Genomic DNA, 21,669 nt, shown 5'->3' with positions numbered 1-21,669 from the left:
TGTTTTTATTTATTTCAATGTCCGAACCAAATAAACTTCTTCGCAAAAGCCTTTGAGTCCATTATAAATCCGTTGTGCTCGTGTTTTCTTTTCACATAAAGCAAAGACTGTCGGTCCACTGCCGCTCATCAACGCTGCATCAGCGCCGTACTTCAGCATGCGATCCTTGATTTGTTGCACGATTGGATGTCTGGCAATCGTGACACTTTCCAACGCATTGCCAACCGTTTGGGTCATCCCAGTATAATCACCATTCTCAATAGCTATTCTTAGTCCAGCAATATCTGGATGGTGCAATTCATCTACCGCTAAATCATTAAAAACGGTACTAGTGGATACACTAATTCTTGGTTTAACTAACACAATCCAACATTGAGGCATGGTCGGTAATGCTTCAATTTTCTCCCCACGTCCGTTTGCAAAGGCTGTTCCGCCCCTTAAACAATAAGGAACATCCATACCAATTTGGCTGCCAATTTCACAGAGTTCGTCCATCGTCAACCCCAGATTCCACAGTTTGTTCAAGCCTCGTAATGCTGCGGCACAGTCACTGCTCCCCCCTGCTAAACCAGCTGCCACGGGGATACGTTTTTCAATATATATTTTAATTCCTTTATGAATATTATAGGTACGCTTTAATAAGTCAACTGCTTGATAGACATGATTCCGTCGATCCACGGGTAAAAAAGAGCTGTCCGTTTCAATACGAATGATGTCTTCTTCTAGATTTTCAAAAGTTAAATGATCGGCTAAATCTACACTTGCAAAAATAGATTCAACTTCATGATAGCCATCCACACGTTTATGCAGAACATCTAACCCAAGATTAATTTTCGCAGGAGCTCGTTCGATTATTTCCATCGGTTCCCTGATTCACCTTCCTTAATCTTTTGTCTACCAACATTTTAATCTTTTAGATTCTATCATATGTCCATGAAGAAGTACACCGAAGATTGCTCTTTCTCTGACAACAGATGGGTGAAATTAAAAAGAGCTTAGGAACGAAGGGCTCTTCCTTCACTCCTAAGCGGACTTTCTAAATTATACGGCTTGACCGATGAATTCGATTTCAACGGTGCGTGTTAAAACATCTGAATAGCTATAAGATACACGTTCAAATGAGTTCTCGTCTGGATCCAAGTCAACAACAAAAACAGATGGATAAGTCTCCGTTAAGATTCCTTTACGTTCTGTTTGGCGCTTTCTTCCAGTCTGAGCAACTAACATAATTTCACTGCCGATACGGCCTTCCAAATCTTTCTTAATTGACGATAACGTTGTTGGCATTGCATTCACCTCGAGAAACATTATATCACTTTTTTTAAAAAATTTCAAGTTTATCATACTAGAAGTCTGTTTGCAACTACTTTTGCTCGACAAACCAGCTGTTTTGTCGAATTTTTATTCATTTTCTAATGTATATTTCATTTTTGCTTTGGCACGATCATAGGCACTTCGGACAGCTGAAAAAGTTCCCCCACGTACTTTAGCGATTTCTTCTAACGTGTAGCCTTTTAAGTATGCGTTTAAAATTTGTTGTTCCAACGAGGAAAGACGTGTCGGAAAAGCTGCCAATTTTTCTTGAATCATTAATTGACCTAATGGGTCGGTGGCCGCTGTCCCTAAATAGTCCACTAACTCTTCACCAGCGCTTTCTAATCGTTGTTCCAGAGAAATAGACAAGGTATCTGTTCGCCGCTTATAGGCGCATTGATGGCGAATTAAGCTATGTACGTGATTTTCAAAATTTCGTTTAAAAAACTTTCCCAATGATGCTTGTTTTTCTGAATCAAATCGTTCTAACGTCCGAAAGAAGACAATTCGCCCTTCTTGAAGCCAGTCATCAGTATCATAATCTTTTAAATAGTATTTTTTCATGCACTTATAAATCACTGGCTGATATTGCCCATATAAAGCTTGAAATTGTTCTTGGTCTCCTGCTAATGCTTGCTGAATCTGTTCTAACATAAAAAGCCCTCCTTTTCGATAAACGTATCGAATGATTTAGGAGAGCATAGCATGTTAGAAATTTATGACTTAAGCGAACATTTGTTTAATCTTTTTTTTGAGACAATTCTTCTAGCTTCTCAGAAAGTTTTGATAACTGCTCCACGTTCCATGGAGAATTTCGACGAAATTGCTGGAAATGGATATCCGTTGCATGAATGGCAATCGTCTTTTCTGTTTTCTGGACAGCTTTGTAAAGTTCATTGGCCGAAGTCCGCAATGCACCTTGTGAAAAGACCACCCATTGTTCAGCCAAATCACTCGTTGCGACTGTTACTTGCGTTAAACGATCATTTTTTTCACCAGCTAGACGTTCAATATAACTATCTGCTGTTTCATCTTCTTTGGTGAAAACCACGGTCAAAAGGTACTTTTTGTACGTTTGCTGAATACCTGGGACTAATTGGGCATCAAAGACCACAATGATTTCCAACCCTTCATATTTGGCATAATTGGACAGACGACTAAGAAGCAGTTCACGCGCATCCTCTAAACGCTCTTGCTTTTTCAACTGGACCAATTCTGGCCAAGCACCAATCATATTATAGCCATCAACGATTAACAATTGTTTTTTCATACAATCGCCTGCTTCTATAATGGGTTGCGGCCACGATAGACTTCATACATTAGCAAGCCTGCAGCCACACCAGCGTTTAAGCTTTGAACGTGTCCAGTCATTGGAATCGTTAATAATTCATCCACTTCTTTATGAAGACCTTGACTCATGCCACGACCTTCATTTCCGATGATTAAGGCAATTGCGCCTTGTGTATTCCAGCGACGATAATCCGTCCCAGACATATCTGTACCAAAAATCCAAAATTGATTCTCTTTTAGCGTTGCAATACTTTGCGCTAGATTCGTTACACGAGCCACTGGAATATGTTCCACGGCCCCTGTTGATGCTTTGGTTACGGTTGGTGTAATTCCCACTGCACGATGTTTCGGAATGATAATACCGTCCACGCCTGTCGCATCAGCAGTTCGCAAAATTGAGCCAAAGTTATGTGGGTCCTCTAGACTGTCTAAAATTAGGAAAAATGGTGTTTCTGTCTTTTCTTTTGTTTGTTCCAATAATTCTTCTAAAGTTAAATATTGATACGCCGTGATTGCTAAAACCATGCCTTGATGCACGCCGTGATCACTCATCGTATCTAATTTTGCTTTAGGCACCCATTTGACTGGAACAGCCTGTTCTTTCGCTGCTTGTTTTAATTGCTCAATTTTCTCGCCACGAGCATCTTCTTGTAAAAACAATTTATTCCCGCGTCCTTGCTGCAACGCCTCAACAGTGGCATGGAAACCAAAGACAAAGTTATCTGCTAGCTCTTCTGAGGTTCCATCAGCACCTGCTGTCGCTGGTCGTGGGTTCCGTTCTTTTGAACGCTTATCTGAACGTTCTGGACGTTTCTTACCTTTTTTAAAAGGACGAGATTTTTCATTTTTCATTGGTTTCACCTACTTTCTTGATACACCAGTTAATTAATTCTTCTAAACGTTCTTTTTGTTGTGTTAAATGTAAATAACCCATCAAGGATTCGAAACCGGTCGCTACCCGATAAGTCGTCACATCAGCATTTTTGGCAAAGGTGTGACTTTTCGCATTCCGACCGCGTTTGTACATCACTTCTTCTTCCTCCGTTAGCATTTCTCCCGCTAACATCGCTTGCATTAAGCTTGCTTGGGCTTTTGCTGACACGTAATGTGTCGCCATGCGATGCAAAACATTCGGTTTCGTTTGTCCTAAGGAAACTAAATAATCACGAATGTAAATTTCATAAATCGCATCGCCAACATAGGCCAAAGCTAAACCGTTTAATTGTTTGTAATCTCTCATTCACTTCTTCTCCATCTCGTTCCTTGCGGAGTATCTTCTAAAACAATGCCTTGTTCTTTTAATAAATCGCGGATTTCATCACTTCGGGCAAAATCACGGTCTTTCCGTGCTTGGTTCCGTTCTTCAATTAACGCATCGACTTGTGCATCCACTAATTCTTCGTTTTTAAAGAATAAACCAAAAATAGCTAACCAGCCACTGAAAAGCTTATCCATCGCCACTAGAATTGGTTCCGAAACTGTCGCTTGTTCACTGTACTGATTCATCATCTTCGCTAATTCATAAACGACCGTAATCCCGTTAGCTGCATTGAAATCATCGTCCATTTCCGTAATAAAACGTTGTTCTAATTCGTTTAATTGAGCCAAATAGTGTTCATCCTCTGGCAAACTTGCGACCGCATCTGCTTGTCTAAAACGTAAATTTTCAAACGCATTTTTCAATTTTTGATAATTGGCTGCTGCCTCTTTTAGAGTGCTTTCGCTATAACGAATCGGGCGACGGTACTGGGTGGTGGACATAAAGAAACGTAAAATTTGCGGATCCACTTTTTGAATCATTTCATGAACAGTAATGAAGTTACCTAGGGATTTGCTCATTTTTTCATCGTCTTCACCAATTGTGACATAGCCGTTATGCATCCAGTAATTGGCAAAGGTATGGCCTGTTTTGGCTTCGCTCTGTGCAATTTCATTCTCATGATGTGGAAATTCTAAATCTTGTCCACCGCCATGAATATCAATCGTCTCTCCCAAGTGTTTTGTCGCCATGACAGAGCATTCAATATGCCAGCCGGGACGTCCTTTACCCCAAGGAGAATCCCAAGAAATTTCATCTTCTTTGGCACTTTTCCAAAGAGCAAAATCCAATGGGTCTTCTTTTAATTGTTGTTCAACGCCAGTTCGTTGACTTGCCCCCACTTCTAATTCATCAATCGATTGATGGCTTAATTTACCATAATTAGGGAATTTACGGGTGCGATAATACACATCACTTGCGACCTCATAAGCAAAACCTTTTTCAATTAAAGCGTCGATAAAAGCTAAGATATCAGGCATGTGGTCCATCACCCGGGGATGTAGCGTTGCTGGCTGGACATTCAATGCTTGCGTGTCTTCTTCAAAGGCTTTGATAAAACGCTCCGCCACTTCCGGCGCAGTAATTTTCAATTCTTTGGCTGCCTTGATAATTTTATCATCGACATCTGTAAAATTCGAGACATAATTCACTTCATACCCACGATATTCAAAATAACGACGAATCGTATCAAAGGCGATCGCACTGCGCGCATTACCGATATGGATATAGTTATACACGGTTGGTCCGCAGACATACATCCGAACTTTACGCGCCTCAATTGGCGTAAATACTTCTTTTTCTCTGGTCAATGTATTATAAATTTTAATCATGCCCTTTTTCCACCTTTCTTCCATTTAGACGAACGACTTTCGCAGGAACACCCACAGCTGTAGCATCTGCTGGGATGTCTGAAATAACAACAGCACCCGCCCCAATTTTTGAACGTTCACCAATCACAACTGGCCCTAAAATTTGAGCTCGTGCCGAAATCATCGCTCCTTTTTTCACTGTTGGATGGCGTTTACCCGTATCACGACCGGTCCCACCTAACGTCACTCCGTGAAACAAAACAACATCTTCTTCTATTTCCGCGGTTTCCCCAATCACAATGCCCATGCCGTGATCGATAAAAACTCCCGCTCCAATTGTGGCTCCGGGATGAATTTCTACGCCCGTTATGAAACGCCAAAATTGTGCATGAATCTTCGCCAACAAAAACAACTGATGCCTATATAAGAAATGAGACAAGCGATGCCAAAACAGGGCGTGCAAGCCAGGATACGTTAAAAGAACTTCTAGTGTGGTCCGCGCTGCAGGATCGTTTCTTTTAACAGCTGCGACGCTACGTTTCAACCAACTCATAGGGTGAACTCCTTTCTACTATACAAAAATAAAAAACGTCTTTTAAGCAACAAAAAAACGTTGCTTAAAAGACGCCCATGCGTGGTTCCACTTTTCTTCACAAGAACTAGCTCTTGCCTCGATACAGTTAACGCCTGCCGACGTCTTCGGTTACTTTTTTCACCAAAGCCACTCATAGATGCATTTCGACAAAAGATGCTCGCTGTTCTCACCACCCACAGCGTCTCTGAAATCCATCTGATTGTCTACTTCTTCTATTCTTTGTGTTTTTATAACACTTTATTTAAATGATCTAATGCTTTTTCTTTGCCTAATAATTCGATGGTTTCGCCTAATTCAGGACCATGCATTTGTCCAGAAACAGCAATTCGAATTGGCATAAACAAGTTTTTGCCTTTAACGCCGGTTTCTTTTTGGACGGCTTTAATCGCTGCTTTAATACTTGGGACATCGAAAACGTCCAAGGCTTCTAATTGTTCTTTAAACGCATGTAACACAGTTGGCACTGTTTCTCCTTGCAAGAATTCTTTCGCAGCATCATCTAAAACTGGATGTTCATTAAAGAACAAGTTTGATAGTTCCACAATTTCAGCTGCATAACTCATTTGTGGTTGATACAAGCTAACTAATTGTTTTAACCATTCGATTTTTTCAGGAGATGGATTTTCTTCAACACGACCGTCAGCGACTAAATAAGGAATACACATATCTGTTAGTTCACTCAAGTCCATTTGTTTCATGTATTGATTGTTAATCCATTCTAATTTTTTCGCATCAAAGGCCGCTGGTGACTTGCTTAAGCGTTGTTCATCAAACAATTTAATCAAGTCTTCTTGTGAGAAGATTTCTTCTTCGCCAACAGGAGACCATCCTAGTAAAGCAATAAAGTTGAACATGGCTTCTGGTAAGTAACCTAATTCACGGTATTGTTCAATAAATTGTAAAATTGTTTCATCACGTTTGCTCAATTTTTTGCCAGTTTCTGAATTAATGATTAAGGTCATATGGCCAAAGACAGGTGGTGACCATTCAAACGCTTCGTAAATCATTAATTGTTTTGGTGTGTTCGCAATGTGATCATCGCCACGTAAAACGTGAGAAATTTTCATTAAGTGATCATCTACTGCAACGGCAAAGTTATACGTTGGCATCCCATCGCGTTTTTGGATGACAAAATCGCCACCAATGTTATCTGACTCAAAAGTAATTTCACCTTTCACGATGTCATCAAATTTGTATTCTGTATTACGTGGCACACGGAAACGAATCACTGGTTCTAGACCAGCCGCTTCTTTGGCTGCTTGTTCAGAAGGTGTTAAATTCGCACAAGTGCCTGCGTAGTGAGGCATTTCCCCACGAGCTTGTTGTGCTTCACGTTCTGCTTCTAATTCTTCTGGCGTACAATAACACTTATACGCACGATTGCTACTTAATAATTGATCAATCAATGGTTGGTAAATTTCTTTACGTTCTGATTGACGATATGGACCATATTCTCCCGGATGAGCAGGTGATTCATCCCATTCCATCCCTAACCATGCTAAGTTTTCCAACTGACTTTTCTCGCCGTCTTCGATGTTCCGTTTTTGGTCGGTATCCTCGATACGAATGATAAATTCTCCGTCATTGTGGCGGGCAAATAAGTAGTTAAATAATGCTGTTCTTGCATTCCCAATGTGCAAGTGTCCAGTTGGACTTGGTGCGTAACGCACACGAACTTTCGTCATGTTCATTCCTCTTTCCATTTTTTAAAAACAGACGGTTTAACGTCGTTTTCAGTTATTTTTCCAATAAAGCAACGGCAATTGCGCCGATTCCTTCTTTTTTACCAACAAAGCCCATCGTTTCCATGGTCGTTGCCTTAATGTTCACTTGTGTGACCGCTAAGTGGCAACTCGCGGCTAGATTCTTTTTCATCTCTGCCAAGTATGGGCTCATCTTTGGCTCTTCCGCTAAAATTGTACAATCAATATTGCCAATAGTAAAGCCCGACCGCCCAACTTTTTCATTTACTTTTGTTAATAAGTTTACAGAATTCGCATTTTTGAACTGCGGATCGGTTTCGGGAAACAGTTGCCCAATATCACCCAGACCAGCGGCACCAAGGATTGCATCAATAATTGCATGTGTTAAAACATCGGCATCTGAGTGACCTAACAGACCTTTTTCATAAGGAAGAGTAACCCCACCAATAATTAAAGGTCGTTGCGGAACTAATTGATGAACATCAAAACCTTGACCGATTCGAATCATACTAAGTCCTCACTTTGCTTAATTTTTATCGTTTTTAGGATGGTTATCCTTGCGATCATTAATCCCGCGACCCGCGTGCGCCGGTTTGGCAAAAATCATACGCCCAGCTGCGGTTTGTAAAGCACTTGTGACGACCACTTCGATTTGCTCATTCATGTAATGCTGGCCATCTTCTACCACAACCATTGTGCCATCATCTAAGTAAGCGACCCCTTGTTGACGCTCTGTTCCGGCTTTTACAACCATCACATTCATCGTTTCACCTGGAATCACCACTGGTTTCACAGCATTAGCTAAAGCATTAATGTTTAAAACAGGCACATTTTGAAATTCAGAGACTTTATTTAAGTTGTAGTCATTGGTCACAACCACGCCATCTAATAATTTTGCTAATTTGATTAATTTACTGTCTACTTCAGAGATATCCTCGAAATCTCCGTCATACATCTCAACGGAGATACCTTCTTCTTTTTGTAAAGCATTTAAAATATCTAAGCCACGACGACCTCTCACCCGTTTTAAACTGTCTCCAGAATCAGCAATGTATTGTAATTCATATAAAACAAAGTTAGGGATGAGCAAAACACCTTCTAAAAAGCCTGTTTTAGCGATATCGTAGATTCTGCCATCAATGATGACACTGGTGTCTAAAATTTTGTATTTATGGAAGTTGTCTTCCACTTTACGTTCCAACATTTGTCCTTCGGTGTCTTCCGTATTTGCTTTCTTTTGGCGAGGTGTGAAAACTTTTTTCCACTCCTCAATCCGTGTTGTTCCCATTCGGAAACCTAAGTAACCCAGAATAATCATAACTAGAATTGGTAGTAAACTATTCACGACAGGAATTTGTAAGTTGTACATTGGAATGGAGATAATGACGCCAATTGTTAAACCAATGATGGCACCAATACTTCCAAATAATAAATAGGTTAAACTCATTTCATTTAAAGCTGCTTCGATTTTTTTAACAGCGGAAACAATATACTTTGCTAACCCTAAAGATAAAATAAAGAAAATAATTGCACCAATTAATCCGTTCGTAAAGTTATTGTTTAACCAACTGTTATTGCCTTGCTTAGCCATTTCCCAAGCCATTGGGAAAAGAGAAATTCCTAAACTTGCACCAGCAATGATCATCAGCAACGTGATGATTCGTTTTTGCATATAGCCATCCTCCTCGTTTATTTAATAAAGACGTCTAGCGTTGTGGGGCGTACAAAAATCATACGCCACCAACAACCTAAACGGATTATTTCTACTTTCATCATTTAAAAACTTTTCTTAACGTTTCACCAATTGTTGAAACGCCAATAATTTCAATCCCTTCAGGCGCTTCCCAGCCACCAAGGTTATTTTTAGGGACATAGACTTTTGTAAAGCCTAGTTTTTGCGCTTCACGCACTCGTTGTTCAATACTATTCACGCGGCGGATTTCACCAGTTAAACCAATCTCACCAATGAAACATTCCGAAGATGAGGTTCCTTTTTCTTTATAGCTAGAAGCAATACTGATTGCTAACGCTAAATCAATAGCTGGTTCATTAATTTTGACTCCACCAGCCGCTTTTAGATACGCATCCTGGTTTTGTAATAAAAGGCCTGCCCGTTTTTCTAAAACCGCCATGATTAAAGAAACGCGATTAAAGTCCAACCCGGTGGTCGTTCGCTTGGCATTGCCAAACATCGTTGGGGTAACTAGCGCTTGGATTTCCACCAAAATGGGGCGTGAACCTTCCATTGCTACCACAATTGAAGATCCGGTGGCTCCTTCTAAACGTTCTTCTAAAAAGACCTGAGAAGGATTCATAACTTCAACCAATCCATGTGTCTGCATTTCAAAAATACCAATCTCATTCGTTGAGCCAAACCGATTTTTGACAGCCCGTAAGATTCTAAAGGTGTGATGCTTATCTCCTTCAAAATAAAGAACCGTGTCTACCATATGTTCCAACATCCGTGGCCCTGCGATAGACCCTTCCTTCGTTACGTGTCCGACAATAAAAATGGCAATCCCATTCGTTTTTGCCAGTTTCAATAATTCGGCAGTTGTTTCTCGGACTTGACTGACACTACCAGCAACGCTGGTAACATCTGGCTGCGTCATTGTTTGAATCGAGTCAATAATGACATAGTCTGGTTCTAATTTTTCAATGGCTCGTGATATTTCGTGCATATCTGTTTCTGCGTATAAGTAAAATGTCTCGTTGACGGTGCCTAGACGCTCCGCTCGTAATTTAATTTGCTCAGCACTTTCTTCACCAGAAACATATAAAACCGTGCCACCTGTGGCTGCTAATTGTTGCGATACTTGTAAGAGCAATGTTGACTTACCAATTCCGGGATCGCCACCGATTAAAACTAACGAACCTGGAACAACGCCACCACCTAAAACCCGATTCAGCTCCACTAATTCAGTTTTTACACGCGGCTCTTTTTTAGGTACGACTTCAGATAGCCGTTGTGGTTGTGTCTTTTTACCAGTCAAACTTACTCTAGCACGACGATCAGAAGTATCTTGAATAACCTCTTCCACCATCGAATTCCATTGTCCACAATTAGGACAGCGGCCGAGATATTTTGGAGACACATACCCACAGCTTTGACATTCAAATTGAACTTTTGCTTTTTTTGCCATGTAGAATCTCCTTATCTGTTGTTTATTTTAACATTTATTAAATGGTTTGAATAACGTTGCCTACTGAAAAAATGGGCTTTATTTTTGTCCAGACGAACCAAAACCGCCCGTTCTTTCTGCCTCGACTTGGTCATCATCCGCTAATAAAAACGGCTTAAAAATCCCTTGGCCAATTCGTTCACCTTTCTCAATGACAACATCTTCATATCCAAAGTTTAAAAATTGGAACATGATATGTCCTTCGTTATTCTCGTTATTATAATAATCACTGTCAATGACTCCGACACCATTCGCTAAAAGTAGGAACCGTTTTAGCGGGTTCGAAGAACGACTCACCAATTCTAAATATTCAGAATCAGGCATATACGCCTTAATTCCTGTTTTAACTAAAATTGGTTTGGGATTTTCTCCAGCTTGTTGTAACTTCCAAAGACTTGGTACAACGACCGTTTCGGCTGCTTGAAAATCATACCCCGCGGCACCTTTTGTTGCTCGTTGTGGGACACTCAAGCCCTCTTCTTGATACTTAGAAATAATCTCAAAACCACGTTGTTTCATATTCATTCTCCCCTACTGTCTAAACTACTCCTATTTTACCATAATCTCTGATACTCTGGTTGTTTTTAGTAAGTTTCTCATTTCTAAAAGCCCAGTTAATCTAGACTACGCAAAAAAGAGGAGAATTTTTGTTTATTTTCCTTCTTTTAGTCTATCATCTTCTCTTAAAATAAACAGACCAAATCCCAAAAAGTCCCAAGATTCCCTCAAAAAGTTCACACTTTCATTAAACTTTCTTTACTATTCATTATTTAGCACTTTCTAGTAGCCGCTGATTTTGTTATAATGAGTGTCAAATTTTACTGTAAAAAGAAACGAGGCACTTATGAGAAACAAACTCCAACAGGCCAAACGAATTGTGATCAAAGTCGGAACCAGTTCTCTGATTTATCCCAATGGCAATATTAACTTAAAAGCAATTGATCAATTAGCCTTTACTTTGAGTGATTTAAGCAACCAAGGCAAAGAAATTATTTTAGTTTCTTCTGGCGCAATTGGTGTCGGACTGAATAAATTAAATCTATCTGTGCGCCCAACGACAATTCCTGAACAACAGGCAGTCGCTGCAGTCGGCCAAGCAGAATTAATGAACATTTATAATCAGCGGTTTTCAACCTATAGCCAACAAATGGCACAAGTTTTATTAACTCGTGATGTTATTGAATATCCTGAAAGTCGCAATAATGTTACCAATACTTTTGAACAACTGTTAAAAATGAATATTATTCCTATCGTCAATGAAAATGATACTGTCGCAATTGAAGAATTGGATCACTTAACCAAGTTCGGGGATAACGATCAATTGTCTGCCATTGTCTGCCAAATTGTTCAAGCTGACTTGTTAGTTATGTTATCAGATATTGATGGTTTCTTTTCAGACAACCCTACTGTCAACAAAGAAGCCACGTTATTTTCTGAAATCAATGAAATTAATGAAGACTTGTTCCAATTAGCCGGTGGTAAGGGGAGCCGCTTTGGCACTGGTGGGATGTCTAGTAAATTAAAAGCTGCTGAACGTGTGTTAGCTAATCAACAGGCGATGATTTTAGCAAACGGAAAGCAGCCAAAAATCATTTTTGAAATTTTAGAAGGAAAAGATATCGGTACGTTATTTATTAAAGGAGGGCATGAAAGTGACTGATTTAAAGCAACTAGGGCAACAAGCTAAAGAAGCCTCTTATACGCTAGGCTTGATGGATACTCGTCAAAAAAATACTTTGTTAAACAAAATGGCCGCAGCCATTGAAGCCAATGCACCCCGCATTTTACAAGCAAACGCATTAGATTTAGAGCAAGCCGCTACCCACGGAATTTCTGAAACAATGCAAGACCGCTTACGTTTAACAGAAGAACGGATCACAGCGATGGCCGAGGGCATACGTCAAGTCGCTACTCTACCCGATCCAATTGGGGAAGTAGATAAAATGTGGCGCAATGAAGCGGGGCTGTTAATTGGGCAACAACGCGTACCTTTAGGTGTTATTGGAATCATTTATGAATCGCGGCCGAACGTGACAACGGATGCCGCTAGCCTTTGTTTCAAATCGGGAAATGCTGTTATTCTTCGAGGCGGAAAAGAAGCGTTTCACTCCAATCAGATATTGGTGACAATTTTACAAGAAGCGCTAATACAAGAAGCCGTTTCTCCCCATCTCATTCAATTTGTTGATGATACTTCTAGAGAAACAGCCCAACAACTTATGCGCTTAAATGACTACTTGGATGTCCTCATTCCACGTGGCGGCGCCAACTTAATCAAAACTGTTTTGACGACGGCCACTGTTCCTGTTATTGAAACGGGCACGGGCAATTGTCATATTTATGTGGACAAAGACGCCCAGTTAACAATGGCAACTGAAATTATTGTCAATGCTAAATGTCAACGTCCTTCTGTCTGTAACGCCGCCGAAACGTTATTAATTCATCAAGAAGTGGCTGAAGCCTTTTTACCAACAATTGAAAAAGCCTTGAAGGAGTTTCACGTGGAACTTCGGGCAGATGAACGTGCGTTAGCAATTTTTGAAGAAGCCATTCCAGCGACTGAACAAGATTGGGAAACGGAATTTCTCGACTTTATCTTAGCAGTGAAAGTCGTTGATTCTTTAGACGAAGCCATCCAGCATATTAATCGCTACAATACAAAACATTCTGAAAGTATTATTAGTGATAATTACTTTGCCACACAACAATTTTTACAACAAGTGGATGCAGCCGCTGTTTATGCGAATGCTTCAACTCGTTTCACGGACGGTTTTGAATTTGGATTTGGCGCCGAAATCGGCATTAGTACGCAAAAATTACATGCCCGTGGACCTATGGGCTTAGCAGAGCTTACTTCGACAAAATATGTTATTTATGGAAATGGGCAAGCACGTTCTTAGAAAGAAAAACCCTTGATTTAAAAATCAAGGGTTTTTCTTTCTCCTCCCCGATGTGCATCTTTACACATGGAATTGTTCACAGTTCCACAATCTATTCTTGATATTTTTTTTGAATCCTCATTATACTTTCTACATACGCTTGTTTCACTTGGACTGGCTCTAAAATTGTCACTTCTTCACCAAAGCCCATAAAATAGTTGGCTAAAAATTGTGTTTCTGTTGGATGAATCTGTCCAACTAAAAAACACTGCGTGGGCGTTTCTTCCAACTGAATATTGTCAAAGCGATGTTTATAAAAAAATTCTTTGCCTTTTTCTGTAATGATTGCTTTAAATGGAATCGTACGTGCCGTCGTTTGTTGATGGCGATACGATTCTTTCAGTTCTTCAGTCGTAAAATCCAGTGTTTGGTTTAACTGCTGAATAGCCTCCATAAAATCACAGCGGTAAGTACGCCAAGCCTTTTTAGTCACATCATAGCCTGAACAATACCAATACCCTTCTAAAATAGTTAACCGGGTTGGTAAGATTTTTTTCGTTGTTGCTTCATATCTGGTATAGTTAAACTGAATTACTTGTTGCGCCAAAATACAATGAAACAGCTGCTCTAAATTGCCTGGTGCTTCTACTTGTTCAATTCCTTCGTAATAGACGACCTTACTCATTTGACTGATTTTAAATTGGGTTGGTTCATCTAAAGAATGTAATAATTTTTGCTTAATTTGCTGATAGGAATGACCAAACGGTGACTCTGCGACTAATTTCAGTAATTGTAACGAAAAAAAGATTGCTAACACTTCATTTTCGTTAAAATAAATCGGCGGCAACAACGGTTTGTTTAAAACTCGATAGCCACCATAACGACCATTCTCCACATATAGCGGCACGCCTAAATTTTCCAAAGCTTCAATATCCCGCAAAGCTGTGCTTTTAGAAATCCCAAAAGTTTTCATTAACTGATTTAAATTAAACTGAGGATGGGTTCTCAAGAAAAAAAGTTCCTGATTTAAACGTTCTGATTTTTTCATTTTTCCCTCCATCGGTGTCACTTTTTGACACCTTTTATTGTTATGCTTATCTTATCAATCTTAGGAGGTTCAAACAATGAAAAACACACAATTTGCCCTTTTCATGGTCTTAAATGGACGAGCAACGGAAGCCTTGACGTTTTACCAAGAAGCCTTTGCTGGTGATATTCTTTTTAAAATTACTAATCAAGAATTTAAAGAGCGTTTAAATCCTTCTTTGACCATTCCCGCTGGCGAAGAACACTGGCTTTCTCACTCGATTTTACAAATGGACACTTTTCAATTACAACTAGCTGATAATCCTTTGTTTGCAGGAATGAATACCACGCCCACAGAACAATTGGCCCTCAGCTTAACCGTCGACAGCCGTCACTCTGCCAAAACAATTTTTGAAAAACTCACGTGCCATCCCGAATCCTGTATTATCCTAGAACCAATTGAAAATGAATTTGCAACATTTTATACGATTGTGAAAGATCCTTTTGGTTTAGTCACTCAAATTACTCATGAAAAACAAGCAGATCCTACCAAGAAAGGACGTTAGCCGAAGAATGCGAACCTATGAATCAAAAGAAGCCTTGATTGAGGCCATTCAAATAGCTTCACAAAAATATTCAGCTGAATTTGCAGAAATTCCTGAAACACTTAAAGATCACCGAATTGAAACAGTAGCTAAAACACCTTCAGAGAACTTAGCCTATCAATTAGGTTGGCTCAACTTGCTGCTTTCTTGGGAAGAACAAGAACAACGTGGTCTGACCGTTCAAACGCCAGCTAAAGGTTATAAATGGAATCAACTGGGCGCTCTCTATCAATCATTTTATCAAACCTATGGACAAATGAGTTTAGAAAGTCAGCTGATTGCGTTGCAAGACATCTTAGAAAAATTACTTCATTGGATTGACTCGCTTTCCGAAGACGAATTATTTTTACCTCAACAACGGGCTTGGGCGACCACCAAAGCACAATGGCCTCTTTGGAAATGGATTCACATTAATAGCGTTGCCCCTTTTACTAGTTTCCGAACGCAAATTCGCAAATGGAAAAAAGCGTGTCTTTAAAAAGTTATCCACATTTTTTCAAAAAAAGCTTGACAAGCATTTTTAAATTCTCTACAGAAAACTTTGTGGATGAAATTTCTTATTTTTTCCAAAAAACTTTTCCACAATGCTTATTTGTTCGACATTAAATCTTTGTAAATTCTAGAAAAAAGAAGATGAAAACGTTGTTTTAATAACGTTTTCATCTTCTTTCAACTTTAGGGGCTCCTTTACTTTTAGCAAGCAGCCCTTCTGAACTTGCGTTTATTTTTTTTAGCAACTCGAAAACTTATCCTTGTGGATAAACCGAGATAAAAAGCTTTTTTGTGGTTTTCAACAGAGTTATGCACAAAGTTATCCACAGGGCGTTTTCAGCAATTTTTCGGAGAATATTCGTTGTTTAATCTGGTGATTTAGCATTTGAATGTCAATCCCTTACTACTAATTCTTCTTCACTCCACCCTTAGGATCCTAATAAAATTTTAAAGTTTTTCTTCTATTGGTACATCAAATAAAGAGTATGATAAACTATAGGTACTTTCGAAAAATCAGGTGAGGTTATTTATGAAAAATAAAAGTAGGCAGTTTTTAAAAAACAACTGGCCTTATATGTTAGCCAGTTTCTTCATTCCATTTTTAATTATGGCAATTATCTATTTGAGTATTGGGATTTATCCAGGAAGTAGTCGCAGTGTTTTAGCCAGCGATGCCTTTTCTCAATTTTCAAATTTTCACGCAAGCTTTAACAATGTTCTTCATGGAAAACAAAGTCTTTTCTATACGTGGAATGCTTCTTTGGGACTAAACTACTTGTCCTTAATTTCCTATTATCTTGGTGGCTTATTTACGCCGCTCGTCTTTTTCTTTAACAATCAAAACATGCCTGATGCGCTCTATTTCCTAACGTTGTTGAAAATTGGGAGTGCTGGCTTGAGTTTTTGGTTCTTGGCAAAACAAACCTTTAAGATTCCTAAATGGTCCCATGTGACTTTAAGTGTGTCTTATGCGCTAATGTCCTTCATTGTGGCCCATTCAGAATTAATTATGTGGCTGGATGCCTTTATTTATCTGCCACTCGTAATTTTAGGAATTCATCGTTTAATGGACCAACGAAAACCGACATTATTGTTTGTCAGTTATTTCTTGCTTTTCATTACAAATTATTATTTTGGCTTTATGATTGGGTTGTTTTCCTTCCTGTACTATTTTGCACGAACGTTTACAGACTGGCAACGATATAAATCTCGAATCGTTGCGTATTTTACTACTTCTCTTTTAGCTGGTGGAGCATCCATGATTATGGTCTTACCTGCTGTCTTAGATTTACGAACCAATGGTGAAACTCTTTCTGAAATTACAACCTTTAAAACAGAAGCGACTGCCTTTTTAGATATTATTATGAAAAATATGATTGGCGTTTACGATACAACCAAATATGGGTCCATTCCTTTTATTTACATTGGGTTGTTGCCTTTGATTTTTTGTCTCTTCTATTTCGTTACGAAAGAAATTCCATTGAAAAACAAACTACTTTTTGGCAGTTTGTTTGTCCTATTGATTGCTAGCTTTTACATCACGCCCTTAAATTTATTCTGGCACGGTATGCATGCGCCGAACATGTTTCTTTTCCGCTATAGTTTCCTCTTTTCATTCCTAGTTATTTTGCTTGCAGGTTATGGTTGGGAGAAATTTGAAAAGGATGATCTCGGTGTCTTAAGCGGCTTGATTTTGATTCTTTTAGCAATTTTTGCTCTTGCAATGGGCACAAAAGGTGCTACTAGTTATACGTATGTGACTTTAACCTCTTTCGTATTAACGGCAACTTTTTTACTATTATACTTTTTCGGGATTGCTTTTTATCAATTGAAAAAAGCGCCTATGCAATACTTAGTGATTTTGTTATTGCTGCTCGTTTCTGGTGAAGCAATCATTAACACACGGGCGATGGTCACTGGTATTTTAGATGATTGGAACTACGCATCACGAAGCTTGTATTCTGAGCCTTATCCTGACTTAAAAAATCTAGTCGATCAAACAAAAAAAGAAAATGATACCTTTTACCGCTTGGAAAATTTAAATGGTGTTTCGGCCAATGACGGCATTAACTATGGCTACAGTGGCATTAGCATGTTTTCTTCCGTTCGGAACCGACATTCTTCAACATACCTAAACGCCTTAGGTTTCCGCTCGCGAGGCACGAATTTAAATATTCGTTACCAAAATAATACCTTGTTAATGGATGCTTTGATGGGCATTAAATACAATATTGCTGAAAACAATCCAATGAAATTCGGCTTTGAGCGACAAGCAGCTGCTGGTAAATATCAGCTTTATCGTAACGAAAATGCTTTGCCGTTAGGATTTTTAGCAGACAAAGAGATTTACAATGTTCGGCAACCTCTCAATGATAATTTAGGTAGTCAAACAAATTTACTAAATGCTTTAGCCAATACCAATGAACGGTATTTTACCTTTTATCAACCAACGATGACGCTTCAAAATAACGTGACAATTACGCAAAATACAGCTGGCGTAACTTTTACGGAGAAACAACATAACGTAGCCAAAGAGATTTCTTATACAGTCAATGTGCCCGCCAATACGCAAGCTTATTTGAGTTTATTCCCAACGGATTTTGCTCAATTGGAAAGTTCCACTGCGACGGTCACCGTGAACGGCTCGAGTCAGCAATCACAAATTGGCATTACTGGCCAATATTATAATTTAGGCTACTATCCAAAAGATACAACCGTTAACTTCAAAGTAAGTTTTTATGGAACCAAAGCAGTAAGTTTTGTTCAGCCGCAAGTAGTTGGCTTAAATACCAATGCATTTGAAAAAGCCATTTCCGCCGTACAAGAAAAAGGCGTTGATTTAACCACTGGCAAACGCTCTGCTTCAGGTACCTTTACCGCCGACAAAGATCAAGTACTCGTCACTACAATTCCTTATGACAAAGGTTGGCGTGTCAAAATTGATGGCAAAAAAGTTACCCCAAAAGCCTTTAAAGATGCCTTTCTAAGCGTTCCTGTCAGCGCTGGAACCCATACTATTCAGTTCTCTTATTTACCAGAAGGATTGATTCCTGGCATCGTGTTATTCGTTCTATGTACTGGTGGTTTCGTTGCCTACGTAACCTTGATTCCAGCTAGACGAAACCGTAAAAAAGAAGACAAATAAAAAATCACGCGATGGCTAAGTCATCGCGTGATTTTTTTAAATTTCAGTCATTGCTTCTTCCACAAGCGAAACACTTTGATGTCTTCCTTTCGTAATCAACAAGGAAAGTTGCACAAAAGCAAAGAGTACGCTGGTCCGCTTAGGATAAGCAAAATAACGTGGTTGCCAACTAGTGACATATTGTTCTTTGCGCTTGCGTGTATCTTGAAACGCATAAATTTGATAACTATACTTGTAAAAAATATTAACAAAGCGTTCTTTTAAGAAAGAGTACTTGCTCTCCCCTACGTTAGCCAACGGCGCCATCCCAATATCAATTAATTGATAGCCCTGCTGTTGATAGGTTTCAATAAAATGAGTGAACAAATATTCTCTAGTAAAAGCAGGTGCGTCTGAACGAATACGTAACAAATCATAAGAAATACTTTTGCCTTTTTCCATTTCTTTTCCCGTAATGAAACCGATGACCGTTTGTTTCTGTCTCACCAAGCCCACGCTACTGCATTTCAAGTACTCGGGATCCAACCGTCCACCAATAAAGTAGCGCTCTTTTTGATTCCGTGACCAGTCCGCAGAAACTCGTTCTAACTCTTGATATAAGGCATCACTAATCGTTTCGGGATAAAATTCAAACTGAAAATCCGCTGCTTCTGCTGCTATTTTTTCAGTCACTGTTTCCGTCCAGGCTGTTTGATTCACTGTTGACGGCTCATCAAATTGAATCAAGCCTTCTTCCCCAACTTTCATAAATTCAAAGCCGCAATCGTGAAGATTCATAACATATTCTTCCGAAATACGATAAAAAACTAATTGATAGCCTAACAAATCAGCTTGATCCATAAACGCCAGTGTCGCCGCTGTCCATTTCTCTCGTTGCCCAATCGGATCCGCCAAGACAAAGCATTTATTAAACTTCATTTGAAACCCAAAAAGTACTTGATCTTCGCCTTCTTCTTGGTAATAAAAATGACCATAATCCTTTAAATACAAAAATTGACTGCCTTCGTTGCCACCAAATTTTTCCAAAAAGCGTGTCAACCGCGCTTCCTCAAACCCCTCACCTAAAGTAACAGTTGTTTCGGCTAAATATTGATACAAAAAGAATAAACCAATCAAGGAAATACTTAAACCAATCAATCCGTTAAACCAAACATCATCTGACGGAAACAACAAAAAGTGATTGATAACTTGATTGCCACCAGCTGGTCGTGCGGCGTAATAGCCAGCAACCGCATAACCGATAAACAAGCAGCCAAACAAAATACTATCTACCGTTAAAGCGCCCCATGAATAAACGAACTTTTCACGATAAAATTCTTTACGAGCCAAAATAACCGCCAATAAAATAACGGCATAAACAGCAATTAACTGCCACGAAGTCGTTCGTGCCACCGTATTTACAATACAAAATCCTAGTAAAATAATTGTAGGCCAATAAGCTTTTTTCACTTTCATAGAAATGCCTCGAGCTAAACCTAATAACAAGAATCCTACAAATAAATTCAATGTTTGATCTAAAAAATTAAACGAAAAGGGAAGTAATACTTGGAATAAACGACTGACATTCGACAAATTCGTCACAGTCGACAATAGAACCATCATAATTCCTGCAAAATATAACGCCGCCACCAAAATAAAATGCGCCACTTTTTGTGAAAATAACCGAGGTAAATTATCAAAAAATTGATTGACTTTCATGCCTGCTTGTTGCAAGAACAAAATAACTCCTGTCATAAAAGGCGTCACATAATAAAACAAACGATAATACAACAACCAGACGACCGCTTGTGATCGATCAATCCCTAATTGTGACAAGCCCAAAATCATTAAGACATCAAACGTTCCCATACCACCAGGAACCATGGTCAACATCCCGATTAACGTAGCGATAACAAACATTGGGTAAACAGAAACCATCGAAACTGGCACCTGCATCAAGCGACCTATCATCAAGAAAGCAAACATCCCACCTAGCCATTGACCTAATGAAGCGCCGAATAATAGGAGCACTGCTTTTGGAAAAAATGTTTTAAACAATGTTCGCCGTTTTAAATACGTGAAAAACCAGAGCGCTGGCGCAATCAGGCTGCCCAATAATAACCAAACCCAATATTCACGAAAAACATTTTGGGTTCGAATAAAAAATAAATCAACAAACGCCACAAAAGATAAAATAGATAACCCTGAAATCAAGAACAGAGCAACTTTTGAGACCGTTGCTACAACCTTGCCCCGCGGTACATCTTTTCCGTAAAAATTAATCCGTAGCGTTGCCCCAACCACGCCGCCAAAACCCGCTAAGTTATTAATGGTATTGGTGACCCAAGCCGAAGTTAACCAATCCATTCGTTTCATTGGTGGCTTACCTTCTTTTTCCAATAATTTAACGACTACATAGTCATAAAGGAGCATCGGAATAACCCCTAATAGTCCTGCCAAGACCATACCAATTAAACGCCCCGTACTTTGTTGTTCCATCGTGGAAAAAATATCCGCCCAGGTCATGCCTTGAGCGATATGTGTCACTTGGTTAGCCACGAAAACTAATACAGAACCAAGAAAAATTAGTTTCAATAATAAACTGTGTTCTTTCAACCACTGCGTTAGTTGGCTAATATTTTTTTTCATCTTATAGCCTCTTTCATATCTCTTTTCTATTCATTTAACTTTCGTTTTATCGATTTTCTTCCATGGTAGCCTATTTGCTGAAAATTTTCCAGCACGGCTAGACATTTTGGCTGAATCGTATTGTTTTATTGAAAAAAAGAGTGAGAAAAAAATCTAAGACGATTTTTTCTCACTCTTTTAAC

At 39.2% G+C, this 21,669-nt stretch carries 20 protein-coding genes and 1 other annotated feature; of the genes, 5 read left to right on the top strand and 15 right to left on the bottom strand.

Annotated features, from left to right (window positions below; genetic code table 11):
- Positions 1-9: 9 nt before the first annotated feature.
- The 13 genes from ispE to IGK54_RS00175 form a co-directional block, all read right to left on the bottom strand.
- A complete protein-coding gene (gene ispE / locus IGK54_RS00235; protein WP_002356061.1) occupies positions 10-861 on the bottom strand; it encodes a 4-(cytidine 5'-diphospho)-2-C-methyl-D-erythritol kinase in 852 nt (283 codons plus the stop codon).
- A 180-nt stretch (positions 862-1,041) separates the two neighbouring features.
- Positions 1,042-1,344 carry a Veg family protein gene (locus IGK54_RS00230; protein WP_002383497.1) on the bottom strand — a complete coding sequence of 101 codons (303 nt, stop codon included), beginning with the start codon at positions 1,342-1,344 and terminating at the stop codon, positions 1,042-1,044.
- A gap of 57 nt (positions 1,345-1,401) precedes the next feature.
- Positions 1,402-1,968 carry a sigma-70 family RNA polymerase sigma factor gene (locus IGK54_RS00225; RefSeq protein WP_016633030.1) on the bottom strand — a complete coding sequence of 189 codons (567 nt, stop codon included), beginning with the start codon at positions 1,966-1,968 and terminating at the stop codon, positions 1,402-1,404.
- Positions 1,969-2,053: 85 nt separating this feature from the next.
- On the bottom strand, positions 2,054-2,584 hold the full coding sequence (locus IGK54_RS00220; RefSeq protein WP_002356058.1) for an NYN domain-containing protein: 531 nt from the start codon (positions 2,582-2,584) through the stop codon (positions 2,054-2,056).
- Between the two features lie 14 nt (positions 2,585-2,598).
- Entirely contained in the window at positions 2,599-3,456 is an 858-nt protein-coding gene (gene rlmB, locus IGK54_RS00215; RefSeq protein WP_002356057.1) for a 23S rRNA (guanosine(2251)-2'-O)-methyltransferase RlmB, read from the bottom strand.
- On the bottom strand, positions 3,446-3,844 hold the full coding sequence (locus tag IGK54_RS00210; protein WP_002356056.1) for a Mini-ribonuclease 3: 399 nt from the start codon (positions 3,842-3,844) through the stop codon (positions 3,446-3,448). The genes rlmB and IGK54_RS00210 overlap by 11 nt, the downstream gene beginning before the upstream one ends.
- Positions 3,841-5,253, bottom strand: a complete 1,413-nt coding sequence (cysS, locus tag IGK54_RS00205; RefSeq protein WP_430603095.1) for a cysteine--tRNA ligase — start codon at positions 5,251-5,253, stop codon at positions 3,841-3,843. Before cysS ends, IGK54_RS00210 begins: the two co-directional genes overlap by 4 nt.
- Positions 5,246-5,785, bottom strand: a complete 540-nt coding sequence (epsC, locus tag IGK54_RS00200) for a serine O-acetyltransferase EpsC (protein ID WP_002356054.1) — start codon at positions 5,783-5,785, stop codon at positions 5,246-5,248. The genes cysS and epsC overlap by 8 nt, the downstream gene beginning before the upstream one ends.
- Positions 5,786-5,849: 64 nt before the next feature.
- Positions 5,850-6,056 (bottom strand) — a binding site (T-box leader).
- A complete protein-coding gene (gene gltX, locus IGK54_RS00195; RefSeq protein WP_142957456.1) occupies positions 6,055-7,512 on the bottom strand; it encodes a glutamate--tRNA ligase in 1,458 nt (485 codons plus the stop codon). Its footprint overlaps the feature before it by 2 nt.
- Before the next feature lie 52 nt (positions 7,513-7,564).
- Positions 7,565-8,038, bottom strand: a complete 474-nt coding sequence (gene ispF / locus IGK54_RS00190) for a 2-C-methyl-D-erythritol 2,4-cyclodiphosphate synthase (protein ID WP_002359233.1) — start codon at positions 8,036-8,038, stop codon at positions 7,565-7,567.
- Positions 8,039-8,056: 18 nt separating this feature from the next.
- Positions 8,057-9,202, bottom strand: coding sequence for a PIN/TRAM domain-containing protein (locus tag IGK54_RS00185; protein ID WP_002368622.1), 1,146 nt, complete (start codon positions 9,200-9,202; stop codon positions 8,057-8,059).
- Positions 9,203-9,302: 100 nt separating this feature from the next.
- Positions 9,303-10,673, bottom strand: a complete 1,371-nt coding sequence (gene radA / locus IGK54_RS00180) for a DNA repair protein RadA (RefSeq protein WP_002356050.1) — start codon at positions 10,671-10,673, stop codon at positions 9,303-9,305.
- A 78-nt stretch (positions 10,674-10,751) separates the two neighbouring features.
- Entirely contained in the window at positions 10,752-11,237 is a 486-nt protein-coding gene (locus tag IGK54_RS00175) for a dUTP diphosphatase (RefSeq protein WP_002361472.1), read from the bottom strand.
- 319 nt (positions 11,238-11,556) lie between these two features.
- Between IGK54_RS00175 and proB the strand changes: the two genes are divergently transcribed.
- The gene (gene proB / locus IGK54_RS00170; protein ID WP_002389550.1) at positions 11,557-12,372 is read left to right on the top strand and encodes a glutamate 5-kinase; all 816 of its coding nucleotides are present in this window, start codon (positions 11,557-11,559) and stop codon (positions 12,370-12,372) included.
- On the top strand, positions 12,359-13,612 hold the full coding sequence (locus IGK54_RS00165; protein WP_002385467.1) for a glutamate-5-semialdehyde dehydrogenase: 1,254 nt from the start codon (positions 12,359-12,361) through the stop codon (positions 13,610-13,612). The genes proB and IGK54_RS00165 overlap by 14 nt, the downstream gene beginning before the upstream one ends.
- A gap of 91 nt (positions 13,613-13,703) precedes the next feature.
- Here IGK54_RS00165 and IGK54_RS00160 read toward each other — a convergent pair whose 3' ends face one another.
- Positions 13,704-14,651, bottom strand: coding sequence for a helix-turn-helix transcriptional regulator (locus IGK54_RS00160; RefSeq protein ID WP_002389777.1), 948 nt, complete (start codon positions 14,649-14,651; stop codon positions 13,704-13,706).
- A gap of 64 nt (positions 14,652-14,715) precedes the next feature.
- Between IGK54_RS00160 and IGK54_RS00155 the strand changes: the two genes are divergently transcribed.
- The 3 genes from IGK54_RS00155 to IGK54_RS00145 all read left to right on the top strand — a co-directional run bounded on the left by IGK54_RS00155 (position 14,716) and on the right by IGK54_RS00145 (position 18,859).
- Entirely contained in the window at positions 14,716-15,183 is a 468-nt protein-coding gene (locus IGK54_RS00155; protein ID WP_430603093.1) for a VOC family protein, read from the top strand.
- A 7-nt stretch (positions 15,184-15,190) separates the two neighbouring features.
- Positions 15,191-15,700, top strand: a complete 510-nt coding sequence (locus IGK54_RS00150) for a ClbS/DfsB family four-helix bundle protein (protein WP_430603379.1) — start codon at positions 15,191-15,193, stop codon at positions 15,698-15,700.
- Positions 15,701-16,243: 543 nt separating this feature from the next.
- On the top strand, positions 16,244-18,859 hold the full coding sequence (locus IGK54_RS00145) for a YfhO family protein (protein WP_002370603.1): 2,616 nt from the start codon (positions 16,244-16,246) through the stop codon (positions 18,857-18,859).
- Between the two features lie 36 nt (positions 18,860-18,895).
- Here IGK54_RS00145 and mprF read toward each other — a convergent pair whose 3' ends face one another.
- The gene (mprF, locus tag IGK54_RS00140; protein WP_002370602.1) at positions 18,896-21,487 is read right to left on the bottom strand and encodes a bifunctional lysylphosphatidylglycerol flippase/synthetase MprF; all 2,592 of its coding nucleotides are present in this window, start codon (positions 21,485-21,487) and stop codon (positions 18,896-18,898) included.
- Between the last annotated feature and the right edge of the window lie 182 nt (positions 21,488-21,669).

The sequence above is a fragment of the Enterococcus sp. DIV2384 genome (assembly GCF_050534975.1).
Taxonomy (GTDB): Bacteria; Bacillota; Bacilli; order Lactobacillales; family Enterococcaceae; genus Enterococcus; species Enterococcus faecalis.
The sequence above is the reverse complement of the archived record's forward strand: the minus strand, read 5'-3'. Positions and strand labels throughout refer to the sequence as shown.